Source organism: Micromonospora foliorum, assembly GCF_022229015.1.
Classification (GTDB): Bacteria; Actinomycetota; Actinomycetes; order Mycobacteriales; family Micromonosporaceae; genus Micromonospora; species Micromonospora foliorum.
In genome coordinates this window covers 18,920-34,557 of record NZ_JAKKFF010000189.1, presented here as the reverse complement: position 1 = coordinate 34,557, position 15,638 = coordinate 18,920, and the positions used below count along the sequence as shown (strand labels likewise).

At 66.1% G+C, this 15,638-nt stretch carries 11 protein-coding genes; 4 read left to right on the top strand and 7 right to left on the bottom strand.

Annotated features, from left to right (window positions below):
- Positions 1-604: 604 nt before the first annotated feature.
- On the bottom strand, positions 605-1,519 hold the full coding sequence (locus PSH25_RS15240) for a hypothetical protein (RefSeq protein ID WP_238659715.1): 915 nt from the start codon (positions 1,517-1,519) through the stop codon (positions 605-607).
- Between the two features lie 331 nt (positions 1,520-1,850).
- Between PSH25_RS15240 and PSH25_RS15235 the strand changes: the two genes are divergently transcribed.
- Together PSH25_RS15235 and PSH25_RS34195 are read left to right on the top strand one after the other, a co-directional pair.
- Positions 1,851-3,212, top strand: coding sequence for a ricin-type beta-trefoil lectin domain protein (locus PSH25_RS15235; RefSeq protein ID WP_238659714.1), 1,362 nt, complete (start codon positions 1,851-1,853; stop codon positions 3,210-3,212).
- Between the two features lie 125 nt (positions 3,213-3,337).
- Positions 3,338-3,670: a tyrosine-type recombinase/integrase gene (locus tag PSH25_RS34195; RefSeq protein WP_372492798.1), complete on the top strand. Its 333-nt coding sequence runs from the start codon at positions 3,338-3,340 to the stop codon at positions 3,668-3,670.
- Here the strand turns inward: PSH25_RS34195 and PSH25_RS15230 are convergent.
- The 5 genes from PSH25_RS15230 to PSH25_RS15215 form a co-directional block, all read right to left on the bottom strand.
- Complete coding sequence (locus PSH25_RS15230; protein ID WP_238659713.1) at positions 3,667-6,069, bottom strand: AAA family ATPase; 2,403 nt, start codon at positions 6,067-6,069, stop codon at positions 3,667-3,669. The genes PSH25_RS34195 and PSH25_RS15230 overlap by 4 nt on opposite strands.
- Positions 6,070-6,322: 253 nt before the next feature.
- Positions 6,323-7,135: a phospholipase D-like domain-containing protein gene (locus PSH25_RS15225; protein WP_238659712.1), complete on the bottom strand. Its 813-nt coding sequence runs from the start codon at positions 7,133-7,135 to the stop codon at positions 6,323-6,325.
- Positions 7,136-7,234: 99 nt separating this feature from the next.
- Positions 7,235-10,198, bottom strand: a complete 2,964-nt coding sequence (locus tag PSH25_RS15220) for a tetratricopeptide repeat protein (RefSeq protein ID WP_238659711.1) — start codon at positions 10,196-10,198, stop codon at positions 7,235-7,237.
- Positions 10,199-10,377: 179 nt separating this feature from the next.
- Entirely contained in the window at positions 10,378-10,818 is a 441-nt protein-coding gene (locus tag PSH25_RS34340) for an ASCH domain-containing protein (RefSeq protein WP_502361350.1), read from the bottom strand.
- Positions 10,811-12,862, bottom strand: coding sequence for a GNAT family N-acetyltransferase (locus tag PSH25_RS15215; RefSeq protein WP_238659710.1), 2,052 nt, complete (start codon positions 12,860-12,862; stop codon positions 10,811-10,813). The genes PSH25_RS34340 and PSH25_RS15215 overlap by 8 nt, the downstream gene beginning before the upstream one ends.
- Before the next feature lie 216 nt (positions 12,863-13,078).
- On the opposite strand from PSH25_RS15215, the gene PSH25_RS15210 reads away from it, so the two are divergent.
- Positions 13,079-14,533, top strand: a complete 1,455-nt coding sequence (locus PSH25_RS15210) for a tyrosine-type recombinase/integrase (RefSeq protein ID WP_238659709.1) — start codon at positions 13,079-13,081, stop codon at positions 14,531-14,533.
- Positions 14,534-14,660: 127 nt separating this feature from the next.
- Positions 14,661-15,071, top strand: coding sequence for a hypothetical protein (locus PSH25_RS15205; RefSeq protein WP_238659708.1), 411 nt, complete (start codon positions 14,661-14,663; stop codon positions 15,069-15,071).
- A 181-nt stretch (positions 15,072-15,252) separates the two neighbouring features.
- Here PSH25_RS15205 and PSH25_RS15200 read toward each other — a convergent pair whose 3' ends face one another.
- The gene (locus PSH25_RS15200; protein ID WP_238659744.1) at positions 15,253-15,624 is read right to left on the bottom strand and encodes an ArsR/SmtB family transcription factor; all 372 of its coding nucleotides are present in this window, start codon (positions 15,622-15,624) and stop codon (positions 15,253-15,255) included.
- Positions 15,625-15,638 lie beyond the last annotated feature (14 nt).

Sequence of the window (15,638 nt, the reverse complement as noted above, 5' to 3'; positions counted from 1 at the left end):
ACGAGCAGCCACACGTTCAAAAGGGACAGGAAAAGCAGAGAGCGTGACTCGCGTTTCCGCAGGTCACGCCCTCTTAATCTTGTGCGCCCGAAGGGACTCGAACCCCTAACCTTCTGATCCGTAGTCCGAAGTAGATATTAGCCTTCTCCAGATAGCACTCTATGCCAAATCGAGTCGATCCGCAACCTCCCTAGTCCAACCCCGCCCAGCCACGTCCTTGCTGGTCCGGGCGCTGCGTGCGACTACCATCGCAACCCATCGATTAGCGCGAGGGCTCGCGATAGCTGATGAAATCCTGCTCCGTCCCGGTAAACCCACGCCCGTCCCCCGTCGCCCGAGCAGCCACCGAGCAGCCACGGATCTACCGCGGCGTTGCTCGACGTCAGCCAGCCGGCGTTGGGTGCCCGATCGATCGGATCGTAGATCGACCGCCTCGGTCAGAAGTCGCCTTACGCCGCGCAACGGGTCTAGGCACGCACTGTTGCACGGCGGGACGGAGGGGATGCTCGTCGGACGAGCAGCCACGATCGCCGCGGACTCAACCGTCGCCGGGCCCGGCCGCCACCGTTCGAGCAAACGGCATCACCTACACGTGCTGCCGTGGCTACCGGCGGGCCGAGACCGCGTCGATACGAGTCCGCCTCAGGGTGCGGCCCACCTCGGCAGCTCCCTGCCCGAGCGCCGCTAGGGTGACGAGCTCGTCAGGTGGCACCTGGATCGGATGGTTCGGCAGCGTCAGGCTGGTGGCCTGATGACGGGGCAGCCCGCTGACCCGGCCGACCGACATCAATCCCTCGGTACTGACGCCGACGCCGATGGCCACCTGGTCGCCCTCGAAAACCTCCAGAACCTCGACGAGACGCAGCAGTCCGGCGATCTGATCAGCCAGGGCGTCCGGGTCGAGAATGGCGCCCACCCCGTCGCCCGGGAGTGACGCCCACGCCGAGGTCTGCCCGTCGGCGGCCGTGCGTATGCCGAACAGTTGCGGAGCGCGGACTTCGTTCCATCGGCTGCTCCGACCCAGAACGATGACGACCACGGCACCGCCCTGGCGAGTGGAGGTCAGTGGGTCGGCAGTGTCGACCTGACCGCTGGCGTGCAGTCGCGCCGGCAGGAGCTGTTCCAGCTCGGCCATCACCCGGGCCGGCCGGTTCGTCCCGGTGGCCGGAAGAACATGAACCTCGACGGCCGGCGGAAGGCTCGGCGTGTTGCCACGCCGAGCCTCGAAGTCCGAACGCCACGTCACCGTTATCGGGCGCGGCAGCGGCATGAAGGCCAGCGGATTCCCGGCGCTCTCCAGCTCCCTCAGCTTCGCTGTGACCTTGATTTGCAACTCGGCGGTCGTGGCGAACGACTCGTAGAACACGCCCGTGCCGTCCTGGCGACGGCGTAACGGACGCTGCTCTACACCGACGGGATCACCGAGGCCCGTGACGCCGACGCCGACATGGTAGCCATCCGGCGCCTGATCGAGCACGCCGTTCGATACGCGGCCGACGGCTTGCCCACGCCGGAACACTGCACCGGCTTGCGACTGCCGTGGCCACCCCGTACGCGTGTCACCGCGACCCGCACAATCCCGAGCAATCGGAAGCTATCTCTCGAGTCACCTGTCAGCTGGCAATGTACCGGCAACACGGCGTTCATCTGCCATTGACACTGATTGATTCGTGTGGGTAGCGTGAGAGCGCTCTCACACTCTGGTGGCTCGCATTACTTCATCCAGGAAGAGCACTCTCGGTCGGCCCCGGGTGGGAGTGTCCGTCGCCCACTCGCCGTGTCCGGCCGCGGGGTCGCCCCGGGCATGGCGTCGATCCGTCATCCCCAATGGAAAGGCGAGGCTCCCCGACATGAAGATCAGGAATGCAGGTTTCGCGGACCGAGCGCTGTCACGCAGCCGCCGGCGCCTCATGGTCCTCCTCACCGCGGCCGTCACCGCGCTGGTCGGCAGCGTGGTCATCCAGCAGCAGCCCGCACACGCCGCATGGAACCTCGTGTGGGCCGACGAGTTCAACGGGTCCGGCGCGCCCAGCAGCGCCAACTGGAACTACAACGTCGGCAACGGCCTCAACCCCGGCCTCAATACTTTCGACGGCTGGGGCAACGGCGAGTGGGAGTGGTACCGCCCCGAGAACTGCACGCAGTCCGGCGGCAACCTCGTAATGCGCGCCAACTGGCTCACGACGCCCATCACGGTCAACGGCCGCAACTTCTACCAGACGTCGTGCCGCATGACGACGGACACGAAGAGGTCCTTCCAGTACGGCCGCATCGAGGCGCGCATGGCGCTCCCGACCGCCGCCGGCTCGTGGCCGGCTTTCTGGATGCTCGGTGACTCGTGCGACGAGACGTCCACCAGCGCCTACAACCCAGCGCAGACCTACCACGACCGCCTGCCCACCAACTGGGCCAGTTGCGGCGAGGTCGACATCATGGAACACGCGAACGCGAACGCGACCGTGACGAACAACATCTTCTGGGATCTCCGAACCGGCGTGTTCCCGTGGACAGCGGGTCAGAACGCCAACTACGTCGCGAACCCCGCCGTCAACAACGCCGCGGCCTTCCACGTCTATGCCATCGAGTGGACGGCCGCGCAGATCCGCTGGTACATCGACGGCGTGCAAACGCACGTGATCGACACGACACCGGCGACCTTGGAGGAGTTCCGCAAGCCGTTCCACGTCATCTTCAACCTGGCGCTGGGCGGCACGTACCCCGGACAGAACCCCGTGCAGAGCCAGTTCCCGCTCACCGCATCGATCGACTACGTGCGCTACTACCAGGACGGCGGGGGCACGACGCCGCCTCCCACAGGCGGACCCGCGACGCAGATCAACGGGCCGGGCGGCAAATGCGTGGACGTGGGCGGAAACGACACGGGCGGCAATGGCGCTGCCGTGCAGCTGTGGACGTGCCAGGGGCCTTCTGTTTCAAGGGACCAGCAGTGGAGTTGGGACGGCCAGACCCTGCGGACGTTGGGCCGGTGCCTCGACGTCACCGGCGCGGGTACGGCCAACGGCACGAGAGTGCAGCTCTGGGACTGCAACGGCAGCGGCGCCCAGAACTGGGTCCAGGAAGGTAACCGGTTGCGCAACCCCAACTCCAACAGGTGCCTGGACTCCCCGCAAGGCTCGACAGCCGACGGCGCGCGACTGCAGATCTGGGACTGCAACGGATCGGCCGCACAGTCCTTCGTGAAGGCCGCGTGACGGCCGGCCGAGGGGCACGCTAACGGTCAGGGCGCGGGAGCGGACAGGCTCCCACGCCCATTCCGTGCGTTCCGGGATACGACCAGCGCCGGGTTTGTCCGGCGCGCTTCGGCCGGCACACCACGGTGTCCTTCCTGACCGCCGACGAGTTCGACGCTCTGCTCGCCGCCCCGAACGCCAGCCGCCGCTGGGAAGGCCGCCGAGACCGCGCCCTGATAACCCTGGCCGTCCAGACCGGTCTGCGCCTGTCCGAACTCATCGGCCTCAACAACAGAAACGTTCAACTCGACGCCGGCGCACACGTGTTTCCCCCGCTTTGTTGGAGCGGTGGCTACCAAGCACTCCGGGCCCTTCCATGTGAGGCGAACTGGCCAGAATACGACCGGCACCCCTCACAGGCGAACAGTTCTTCCTGCAGGAGCAGGATTACGGACGAAACTCCCGGGCCAGGCGCTTAATAGCCGGGGCCTACGTCGATGTCGGGATCCTGGTTCGCGAGGCGCTCCTGGCGAGTGAGGTCTTCGAGCCGTTGCCGGAAGGTCGGGAAGTCGATGATGGTCCTGGTCGGGTCAGCCCGGAGTGAAAAGTCTCGCCGTAGCGCTGCAATCTTGATTCTGAGGTCGTCGTGGGCGGCGGAGTCGTCGAGGCTGCTCTCGATCTCGCGCAGGCGGCTGTCGGCGACGGTACGACTTGCGCCGTCGCGATAGTCGTCGAGGAATCCGCGGACGATGCGGCCCATGCGCTTCCCGCGTCGGCGTTGGGTCTCGCTGATCGCGGCGTCTTCGAGAAGGTCGGTCAGGTCGCTCAGGAGTGCGATGAAGTTGTCCTCCAACGTCTTGACCTCTGCTGGGCGCCGGCCGTCAAGTGGGACGTGGTTGAGATAACTGACGACTTCACGAGCGAAGCCAACCTTGTCGATACTTGCGTCGAAAGCCTCGGCGAAGGTGTCTTTGAGGCAGTCCCACAGCGGGCGGCCTGAGTCGAGCCGCGCCTTGATGCCTGTTTCCTTCAGCTTGGCGGCCTCGTCGTCACTGAGGCCCAGCAGTCGAGTGGCGTATTTCCGCGCGGCATGCATCGCGATGCGTACAGGGACGAAATCCTCGATCTCGGTCACGTCACCGGACTTGGTAGACGCGACCACCTTGATGTCATCGGGTGCCGAGGCTGCGCGGTTGGTGACCCAGGTGTCCAGGCAGACGACGAACTTCGCGTCGAGGACCGGCTTGCGGTTCGCTTCGCTGCGCCGCAATTTGGCGACGGCTCTCCGGCCGGCGTCGTCACCGTCGAGAAGCGCGACGCACGGGGGTTTGATCGGGTCGCGACCGCGGGCGAGGTAGGCGATATAGGGGACGCTGTCGGCACTGCCGGCGGGAACGATCGTGACTTCGTTGAGGTCCAGCATCCGAGCGACTTCGGGCCGCCGGACGCGCAGCGCGTTGGACATCCCGGCCAGCATCACCTGGTCGGCGGACCCTTCGACGATGAGGTTTTTGCCACCGATGAAGGCTGTCTCGGCAACGTAGCTGCCGAGTGAGGAGCGCAAGGGCTCGTAGTGGGTGCGGGCGACGTCCCTGACGACGCGGGTGCCCTCTTCTTGAGCACCTTTGTCGAGGACCCGCAGCCGATCCGCAGCGTTCTTGTTGATCAAAAAAGGTGAGTGAGTGACATAGATGACCTGATCGGTCCGGCGCCGATCGTCCGGGATCGCAAAGTTCTCGAGCACGCGCAGAAGGTCCTGCTGGCCGGAGTTCGACAGGTATGCGTCGGGCTCGTCCATAAGCAGGATCTCGTCGCGGTCCTCGGCCGGCCGGTGGGCCCGGAGCTGAACGAAGTAGGCGAGGAAGTGGGTCAGGCCCCGGCTGCGTTCGCCGAATGAGTACTCCGCCCCGGTGCGGTCGCGGATGGTGAACACCAGCTCGCGTTCGCGGGTGGTGACGCGGAGCTTGAAGTCGTTGTCCTGGCTCCACCAGCGCGACAGATTAAGATGCCGCGCCAAGCTCTCGTTGATCTTGCCTTCAAGGCCGCTGACTTCGCCTTCCTTGCCCTCATTGATGGCCTCCTGGAGTTCCTTGAAGATGCTCTCGTCGATGTGGGCGACATCGATGAGCAGCTTTCTGGCCAAAGCCCGTGCCTCACCTTGACGTGCCTGTTCAGGGCTGGCCGCCGTGGGGAAGGGACGGCGGAAGAACGACCACAACCGCTGGCCCAACGCCGACGCGTCGGCATCGTCGTCGGCTTGCTCGGCCGCTTCTAGGAACTCCCCGCGGAGGCGGCGGTCGGCCAGGCTTCCCAGCCGGCCACCCCACAGCGACGCGATCGGCACGCTGTCGGGGACAGCGATGCTGGTGGAGAATCGCAGCACTTGCGGCAGGATGTCCTCGAGCGCCTTCACCTCGGCTGGGTCGTCGAGCTCGACGAGGGCCTCGCTCGCCAGGATGAAGGGATGTCCTTCGCCGGGCCGCATGAACAGGAAGGCTTCGCCCACCGCCCTGGTCACGCCTAGTGTTGTCAACACCTCCGACTCCGCCGACCGGGTGACCGTGAAGACAGCGCCGACATCGGGTATCCGGACTTCGTCGGTCTCCACCGAAAACAGCTGCGAGTAGCGGCAGAAGTCGCTACGCGAAACCTCGCGCTTGCCCACGACGCACTCGATGGCGTCCAGAAGGTGGCTCTTACCCGACTCGTTCGCCCCGACGATCGCTGTGATCTGCGGGTCGACGTCCAGGCGCACATGGGGATACCAACCCTCCGGCAGGACCTCCCACGTTGCGCGCTCGGCCTTCTCGTTCGCGCGGCGCTCGTAGTCGAAGTTGAAAGACTTAAAGAATCTGACGTACACCCGCGTGAGGCGCACCGGCCCTCCTCGGCATCCCATGCCGCCTGGCACCACACGCCAGCCGCGCAAGAGAGAATCTAGCGAAGGGGTACGACAGGCGGCTGAACCGCCCGGCATCGCGTCATTGGCCGGGGGCGATACGCACTGAAATCAAACAATAATAAAGAGCTGGCTGTAGAGACGGCCCCGGCAGCGGAGGACCGCAGTGACGCCGACCGTTGGATAGCACGTGCGCTCTACTCCCGTCTGGCGCTGGGCCGAGGGCGGGGCGTTAGTCGCCGAGGTCGGTGAGCCGTAGTTCTGCCGCCGCTTCCGCCATGGCCGCAAGGTCGTAGTCCGGCAACGTCCGTTCCGGAATGTGCACGTCGGCGTCCGGGTCGACGCCTTCGGAGCTGCTGATCAGGTCCAGTAGAAATGCCTCGGCGCCGCGCAGAAGCACCGGGTCCTCCGTCCAGAAGCCGAACTCAAGGCTGCGCCGCGACGACGCCGTGAAGTTTGCCGACCCGATCCAGAGTCGCTTCGGCGTAAACGCGGTGACGTCGGCCGGCCCGAAGTCGTCCTCGTCGTGATCCCAGAGGCGGCCGAGCAGCGCCAGCTTGGCGTGGAGGATTGGCGGCATGGACCCGTTGGCACCCGCACCCTTGCGGAAGCCGATCGTCCGCACGGTCGGGATCGTCTCGTCGCCCGGCGACAGCGACCACCCGGGCCCGATCACCGGGGGCTCGCCGTCGACCAGGGTGGTCAGTTGCTCCAGCGAGGGGAAATAGCGCACTGGGAGTCCGGGTGTGCGGGCGTTGAGGTCGGCCAGACGGCGCAGCTTGTAGGGCAGGTCCTGCGGCTGCACCTTCTTGTCCCGGGACTGCTTGCTAACCACCACGCAGGCGGCCTGCAGTTTGGCGAGTTCGTCGAGCAGATCCGGGTCGTCCATCCACATCGCGCAGCCCAGCAGCGTCGCTCCAGGCCCGTGGTAATGCTTCCACCGTTGCTGCCGGTGCTGTCGGAAGTCCCGAATTCCACGCACCAGGCCCGCCAGAACGTCCCGACCGAAGAATGCCTGGTTGCCGACTGGGCCGACATCGAGCACCCGGTCGTACCACTGCTCGAACTCCGGCCGCGCTTCCTCGTCTGCCATAACGGCAGGCTAGAGATCGGGCGCACCGGCTCTCGCACCGGACGGACCGGCCTATGCCCGGACGGTCCCGCCTGTCGCGCCTCGCAGTTGGTCGAGGAACTCGTGGGTGGCCTTCGTGTGTGGATGTTCCGCACCGAGGGCGATGGTCCGTCCGGTAAGTGTGTTCTGCAGCCACCCGACGGCTTCATCCGGGTAACCGGCGTATGCGAGCCACTCGCCGAAGTTGTGCATGCTGTTTAACGTTGTCGGAGCATATTGGCCGAGAACACGCTCACTGTCGTCGATGAGATCCATCCAGGCGTTTGCCGCCTCGTCCGCGTCCATCTCGAGAGACACGCCGAGCAGATGGTTATTACGCGCGGTCAAGGTTTGCGGATGATCCGAGCCCATCACCCGCACGTGGTCGGCCCGCACGGTATTCAGCTCTTCGGCCGCCTCCCGGGCCTCTCCGGCCGCTCGGAGTGCTTGGGCGAGGTTGCTTCGAGTCGCGAGTGTGTCGGGATCGTCGGGGCCGAGCTTGGCCAGGCGCGTGTTGAGCACACGTCGCAGAAGTGGGATGGCCGCCCGCGGGTTACCGCATTCCATGATCCAGCGAGCGTGCGAACCCTGCGCGGTGAGGGTGTCCCGGTGGTCCGGGCCGGACGTTTCGAACCGGTCGGCGGCCAGTTGGGCGAACATCGCACGGGCCTTCTCGTACTCCCCGACCTCCCCGTACATATCGGCAAGGTGCCCCCGTGCGTCGAGCGTGTGGATGTTTCGCGGCCCAAAAAGCCGCTCACAGTCGACCAAAATCTCCTTCATCTCTTGGACGCCTCGGGCCAGGGCACCGGCGTTAGCTCGGCAGATGGCTAGGTTGGCGCGGGCCACGATGGTGCCAGGGTCGTCGGGCCCCTTGTGGAGCTCGAAGTCGTCGACCAGTTCCTCGTGAATGGAGATGGCGCTGACGAGATCTCCGGCTGCTGCCCGCCAACGGGCGGCAAGACCGCGGATCTCCAGAATTCTCGGGTGGGGCGGCAGATGCTGCATCGCTGAGGCCAGCAGATCGTCGAAGTACTCGGCGGCACCCAGCGGATCTCCGCGTTCGCCTTGACGGACTCCGGCCAGGATCAGTACCGGGTGCACGACCGATCCGGTGAGCTCGCCGTGGTCATGGCGCCGCAGCGCGTCGACGTTGGCCCGCATCGTCAGGGCGAGTTCCGAACTATGCCCGCCGTTGAGCCAGTACTCGAGCAGCAGATCAGCAGCCGCCCAGACCACCGACGAACGACGGTCGACGTCGAGTTCCTCGCGGGTGACACGCTGCACGAGCGCATGGACCCGGACGATGTCACTGTCGTGGCGAAGCAGGCTCAGCCGGTGCAGCGTCAGCAGCCCGTCCTGAAGTGTGTCGATGTCGATCGTCGTGAGCGCACCAGCAGTACCGGCATCCGAGTGCACCGCGTAGGAAAGCCAATTCCGGGCAGCGTGCCCGGTCACGAGGCCGGCCAGGATGCTGTCGGGGTCCAGAACACTGAGCAGCTCCATCAACGGTCGGGCGACGCCGGCCGGCGGAAGCCGATCTGCGACCTCCATCGATAGTGACCAAGTGGTCGCGACCGTGTGACGGTGCTCGTCCGGTAGCGCGTCCGGTTCGGGTAGCAGTTCGATCAGGCGCCTGCGTCGGTCCGCGAATCGGTGTCGGTACTGGCTGCACCGTAGCTGCCGATCAAGCATGAACGCCGCGGCCTGGGCAAGTGCGAGCGGCAGTCTTTGCAGGTCGTCGACAACGCCGTCGATGTCGTCAGCGAGTACATGGCGTTGCTGGAGCGCCGACCGCAAGTAATCGACCGCCTGTTCGGCGCTGAAGACATCTACGTCGACGATCCGTCGCTGGGATCCGGAAAGGGCGGCGTCACGACGCCTAGTCGTGACGGCGACGCGTCCAGCAGGTCCTCGCGGCCAGAGACCGCGTAGGTCGGCAGTCGTCTGCAGATCATCGAGAACGACAATCCAGCCATCCTGCGTGGTTGCCAGCCAGGCGAGAAACCGCTCGGCTGCCAGTTCGACATTGTCCTGCGGGCCAAGCACCTCACGAGCCGCCTCCGTGTATGTCGCCAGTACCTGATCCCGAGACGACGCGGTCACCCAGACGACTACGGCAGAGTCTGGGCCGTAGGCGCGGACGAAGTCAGCGGCGAGTTGTGTCTTACCGACGCCACCCAGACCCGTTAGGACAACTGTCTCCCCGGGGCGGACATCATCATGAAACCCGCCACGCGGCTGAAATGACGCCGCGAGGGCAGGCACGAGCCCGACGCGGCGTGGTACCGCAACCCGCCGTTGGTCCACAGGGCGCTGTGTCACCGCGACCGCTGGATCCAAGCCGTGCGGCTCGGGAGAAAGCGCGCGCGTCAGGGTTCCGGCGAGGGCCTGGACTGCCTCCTGGCCGCAGAAGCGTCCGACCCATGCCCGCCCGAAGAAGTCATCGACCACACGCGGCTGGTCCTTTAGAAGCGTGGAGATTTCCTGCAGACCCCACGGGACGAAGGCAATCCTGAGCCCGGCCAACCGTTCGGTCTGCTCCCGGATCATGATGTCGAACTTCGTGTCCTGAAGATCGAAGGAGGTGGCGAAGTAAAAGGTCGCCGTCCGATCGGCCCATTCACCCTGCAACAGGTCATCGACAGCCTTCCTGATCTTGGCGGGGGTCAGCGACCTAACCCTGCGGGACTGCAAGGTGATGTAGTCGCGCCCGCCCTGCCCATCCGGAGTCAGGTCGATCGGGAGCCGGGCGTAGGCATCGATCCCCGCTTGGGCCTGCCCTCGAACACCGAAAAGCTTGACGAACTGCAGCGGCTGGACCGTATCCAACAGCCTGACAAACAGACGCTCGGCGTCAGCCCACTGCAGGTCACCGATCGGCAGCCTCTGAGCCCGGGTGTCAAGCGGTGGCGCTGGAAGGGGACCTACACGGGCAGCGGCCCACGAAAGCGCCTCGGTCCGGTTTGCAACCTCCGCCTCGTCGGCGTGATCCATATCGGCCTTCCCTCGCCGCGACTTGCCGACGGCCCCGACTGTGCCGGGTACCGATCACCCGCTGCTAACCTGTCGCATCAAGCCCGGAAACAACACCTTGGTGACCCCTGCTTGATACCGCGTCCGCGGGTGCCGTCCTCGCCGTTCAGCATTCCTACGTAACCCCCCGGTAGATCAACTTACGCCCACTGGGCCGCGAGTTGCCGGATAGCAGTCGGGTCAGATTCGGCCACGTATCGGTAGCTCTGCGGTGGATGGAACGCTCGACTGCTTCTCAGATCGTTTAGTGGCAGGGGGGCGCCCAAGGGTGATGCCTTGGCCAGGAAGAGCAGGCAGGCTGTCTCAGTCCCAGCCAGGTAGTCATCGAACTCGCGTCGGTTGATGCCCATCGCGTGTCCATGGCTGCTCCAGGCGTCCTGCACGCTGAGCGTCTCGGACCGTTCAAGCTGCGCGGTTCCCACGACGGCCATCACCGGCGAGCTGGCGTACAGAACCACAGGAGAGCCCTCACGGGCGGCGACCCTGCGGCGACGCACCTCGACTGTTTTTTGTCCTGAGAGGATTGCTTCGGCGAACCGCGGCCGAACGGACAGCAGTAAGGCTGGTGGCTCTTCACGCATCCTGATCGAAGCCTTCCCGGTAAAGTTGAGCGAACAATTCAGGTTCGATCTTGCGTGGTGATAGCGGGTAGAGCAGGCCCGTTCGTGGTCCGCTGAGGGCCTTCAGCCGCGGTAGCGGTATGGGGTGAGGGAATATCTCGGTGTTGGTGACGCGCAGGGCTTGGCGTCGTTGGCTTCCCCCGGTGCCTTGGATTTGCGACAGTTCCCAGACGCCGAGGTGTTGGAAGCGGTCGTGCAGGTCTGCTGGTGTGCCGATGACATCCAGCTCTAGCTGGGAGCAGCCGATGATGCCGGGTGCGGCTGGCGTGTTGCCGCTCATGTACCACAGGATGCGGGCGGGTGCGGCGGGGCCGCCTGTGGCGGCGCGGTAGTAGACGTGTTCGCGGCTGAGGCCGAGGTCTTCGCGCCATAGTGGTGTGGGTACGCCAAACAGCTGGTTGGACCACCGCTGCTGGATCGACACGACGTAGGTGGGCAGCGCGGTGTCGATGATTTTCGCTGGCCACCAGTTGCGCTCGAGTTGAGCGACGACAGCGGCGGGCATAGTGGATCTTAACGGGGTTGGCTCGGGTAAGTCGAGATGGCGCGCTACCGCGCTGGCGTCCCGTTCGACGTCGGCTGCCGTGCCGCAGGTGTCGATCACGAATGCTATCCATCTGCCGTTGATTTGCTGGAAGCCGTCGTCGAGCAGTGCGCGTTGCGTCCCAGGTGACATATGAGGGTCATCGACCACGATCGCGGCGAGCTTGCTGGCGCGGCAGTGGTTGCGCAGGATCAGCAACAGTTGACGAGCCATGGTGTCGGCCAGGGGCCGGTTGGCCACGCGCAGCAGCGGCACCGTGAGCGCGAAGCCCTGCTGGCCGGTCACATATAGGGCGGCGATGTCCCCGTCTGGGGTGATCACGGCACGACGCTGGGTGCGCGCGACGGCGAGGGCATGAATGTGGCGGAGGAAGTCCTTGCGGCTTTCGCCGCTGACCGTCGCGGCCAGGTGCTCGACCGCCTGGTCTTGCTCCGATCCCAGGGCCTTGAGCTGGTAGCCGGTGCCGAGCAACGCAACGGGTTGGTATGCCTCGGCTCGTGTCAGTTCGTCGAGGTGCACGACGACATCGGCGGGCTCGAGGATGCGCAGCCCCAGGGCTCGGGCTGGCTTCCTCAGGACGCTGATTAGTCGAGCGTCGTGCGTGACGAAGACGCCGACCTTCGCCGCCACGGCCGAGGCGACGTGGCGTAGGTCGTATTCATCGCGTCGCCCAGCGGGATACGGACTGTGCTCCGCGTCGACGCGGTCCAGGAGAAACTTCTGGGCGGCTTTGACGGCTTGTGAGGCAGGCGCCGCAGGTGTGCATCTGCTCATTACCTCCTCGCAGGCGTCTCTTGTCGCGCCGGGATCCAGGTCGGAGATCTCACGGCGGACCGAGGCGGTGACCACCAATTCGAGTTGGTCGGTGAGGTGGTCGGCGAGCAGTGACAGCGATTCGCTGGCGCCTGGTCGGCTTTGGGCCGGTCCCAGGTCACGGATGATGTTGTTGTCCAGGGCGGCTCGCAGCAGAGGCGGATCCTGCCGGGAGAACAAATCTGGGTGCCCGTGGTCATGCCACCAGACGTCGAGAAGGTGGCCGGTGTGGCTTCGCCCCCGCACCTGTGATCTCTTGTGAAATCCAAGATCGATCCACAGTTTGTCGATCCCGTAGTCCTGGCGGCACTTGACGCTGATGCCGGCCAGATCGTGATGCTTCGCCGAGAGGTGCTCCACGAGCATGGTGGCGATTCCGCCGCGGCGGTGCTCCGTGCTCACGCACAGATAGGCGAGACGGACTCGCTGGTAGGCAGTTCCGTAGAGCGCGAACCCGATCACTCTGCCGTCTTGTTTGACTACCAGCAGGTGCCCGTCCCCGGCCGCTTGCTCATAGGCCCCCCGCATCTGCATACCGAGTCGAGCCTTGAATTGGCAGCCGAGCTCGAAGGCCTGCGTGATCGCGTCGTTGTCGTCAGGTCGCACCGTCTCTAGCTGGATAGGTCTGGGCGAGGTCGAAGTCGACATGCACGCAGTGTGCCGGTCCGGTCGCTCCTACGACATCATCCGCGTGTCTTAAAGATCGACACTCAACTGACTGACGAGACGTGATCATGTCGGAATGCAAACCGCATAAATCCTATACCGCCCCTACCCCACGAATGGCGAATAAATATCGCTAAAGCCGGCCGATGCACTCTCGGGCATGGCGACGATGAATCCCTACCAGGTCGAGGGGGGATCATGAACAGTCAGGGTGTCATCGTGAAGCGGTGCCGGTGTGTGGACCCGGAGACGGGCCGGCGGCGCGGCGCGTCCTGTCCGCAGCTGACGCAACGCGCTCACGGCAGCTGGTACTTCCACTGCTCAACCCGCAATCTGCTCGGGCAGACCGAGCGGATCCGCCGGGGTGGCTACCCATCGGAGGCGGCGGCGCGCACAGCGCGCGACGAGTTGCTGGCGTTGTCCCGGGAGGAGCAGGCCGGCCGGTCCTGGACGGTCACCCGCTGGTTGCGGTACTGGCTGTCGACGAGGACCCGGATCCGGCCGACGACGCGAATGCACTACAGCCACGACGTCGAGCGGTTCCTCATCCCGCACATCGGCCAGCTGATCCTCGGTGACCTGAGCTCACGGCAGCTCGCCGCGGCGTTCGCCCAGATCGCGGCCACCCGCAACCGGTCCGGGCAACTGCAGAGCGCCTGCACGTTGCAGCACATCCACACGACGCTGCGGGCGGCGCTGACCGGCGCGGTGCGCGAGGGCCTGCTCGTCACCAATCCGGCCCGCCACCTGGAGCTACCTTCGCGCCCTCGTCCACAGGCCCAGGTGTGGACCGAGGCCCGCGTCGCCGAATGGAGGGCCACTGGTGAGCGGCCCACCGTCGCGGTGTGGACACCCACACAACTGGCCGCTTTCCTGGACTATGTCCGCGACGACGGCTTGTTCGCCCTGTGGTGGCTGATCGCCCTGCGGGGTCTGCGCCGCGGTGAGGCCGCCGGCCTGCGGTGGAGCGAGGTCGACCTGCACGCGGGCCAGTTGTCGGTGGTGCGGCAGCGCACCACCGCCGGCTACGACGTGCACGAGGGGCCACCGAAGTCCGCGACCAGCCGCCGCAGCGTGGCCATGGACCAGCACACGGTGCGGGTGTTGCGTCAGCACCGCGAGCGGCAAACCCAGCGGCGCGACCTGCGGGCCACGGCCGGGAAGGTGTGGCATGACAGCGGTTACGTGTTCACCGGACCCGACGGGATGCCGATCCACCCGGGCTATCTCACCCAGCGGATGCGGCTGTTGGTCGATCGGGCTGGGCTGCCGCCGATTCGGCTGCACGACCTGCGCCACGGGGCGGCGACCCTGGCGCGGGAGGCCGGCGCCGACCTCAAAGCGGTGCAGGACCAGCTCGGGCACGCCACCATCCAACTGACCGCGGACATCTACACCAGCGTCCTGCCCGAGTCTCAGCGTGAGGCCGCGGAAGCCACCGCGCGTCTGGTCCTTGACGCTGCCAAACCTGGGGAGGAGATCCGGCGCCAGCTCAGCCACCATCCGAAGCCACCGCAGGAACGCCCCGCCGAGGCGCGGCCGACCGGGGCGCCTGCCTGCCGCCCTCGGTGGAAGCCGTCCTCGGCCCCAGGAGGCGCCACGCTTCGGTCCTCGGCAGGCCGGCGGACCGGACGGGCGCGCGGATCCCGCTGAGACGTGTCGTCGGTGGAGTTCCGGGCGGCGTGGCGACAGGCGAGTATCGCCGTCGCCTGCCGTCCGGGGTCCGTTGGCGGTCGTCGCGGGGAAGGGTGCCTTTGGCGGCGCGTCGTAGCATCGGCGCATGCCGACGAAGGACCAGCAGGTGAAGCATGTGGTCGAGGGGATGGCGCTAGGTGTGCTCGCGCAGGGCGTGGAAGCGGTGTCCAGCGCCAAACTGAATCTGGAGCTTGGGTTCAACCACGCCTGGCGCAGGTGGGCACCGGCGACACAGTTTTCGAGTCTCGCTGGCCCCCGGAGCGATCCGGGGAATCTGTTCTGGATCGGCATGAGCAGGTCCGAAGGGCACCAGGGCACCCGCGCGGCGTGGCGCAGCGGGCGGTGGTGCGAGCCGTATGTCACCTACGAGGACTGGACCGTTGACGAGTGTCTTGAGCTGCACGCCGATGAACGGGCTTCGGTCCAGGACTGGCAGGACCTCGGCCGGCTCTTCGTTTCGCGGTTCGGGCCGGATGAGGTCCGCCGCGTGTCGTGACACAGCCCGGGGCGCCTGGGGTGGGGAGGCCGTTGTCCGGCCGAGGCTGTGGTAGCCGGTGACAGCCGCAGGGTTTGAAGTCTCGATGTGCACGTGCGGCGAACGCCCTGCCGTGGGTCGATGACGGTGTGTCGGGTTCAGGCCGGTCAGCCGACGTGGTCGCCGTCTTCGACGGCGACGTTCAGCGGGTCTTCTTCGTCGCGCGTTTGCGGGGCGGCGTCAGCAGCTCAGCGATCGCGGCGATCGCGGACGGCATCAGCCGGTAGTACGCCCAGACTCCGCGCTTGTCGCGCTCGAGCAGGCCGGCCTCGGTGAGGATCCGCAGGTGATGACTCACAGTCGGCTGGGAGAGCCCGAGCGGCGCGGTGAGGTCGCTGACGGACGCCTCGCCCTCGGGAGACGACTGGATCAGGCTGAGCAGTCGTAGCCGGGCCGGGTCGGCGAATGCCTTCAGCACTGCGGCGAGCCGCTCGGCGTCGGCACGCTTGATCGGTTCGCCCGCAAGTGGCGAGATGGCAGGCGTCATCGTTTCCGCAGTTCCCACGTTCTGCATCGTTGCAGCAACAC

What these genes read in the sequence shown, in the direction of transcription:
- PSH25_RS15235 (WP_238659714.1), top strand. Translation starts at nt 1,851, where the DNA reads ATGAAGATCAGGAATGCAGGTTTCGCGGACCGAGCGCTGTCACGCAGC.
- PSH25_RS15220 (WP_238659711.1), bottom strand. Translation starts at nt 10,198, where the DNA reads ATGGATCACGCCGACGAGGCGGAGGTTGCAAACCGGACCGAGGCGCTT.
- PSH25_RS34340 (WP_502361350.1), bottom strand. Translation starts at nt 10,818, where the DNA reads ATGCGTGAAGAGCCACCAGCCTTACTGCTGTCCGTTCGGCCGCGGTTC.
- PSH25_RS15215 (WP_238659710.1), bottom strand. Translation starts at nt 12,862, where the DNA reads ATGTCGACTTCGACCTCGCCCAGACCTATCCAGCTAGAGACGGTGCGA.
- PSH25_RS15210 (WP_238659709.1), top strand. Translation starts at nt 13,079, where the DNA reads ATGAACAGTCAGGGTGTCATCGTGAAGCGGTGCCGGTGTGTGGACCCG.
- PSH25_RS15205 (WP_238659708.1), top strand. Translation starts at nt 14,661, where the DNA reads ATGCCGACGAAGGACCAGCAGGTGAAGCATGTGGTCGAGGGGATGGCG.
- PSH25_RS15200 (WP_238659744.1), bottom strand. Translation starts at nt 15,624, where the DNA reads ATGCAGAACGTGGGAACTGCGGAAACGATGACGCCTGCCATCTCGCCA.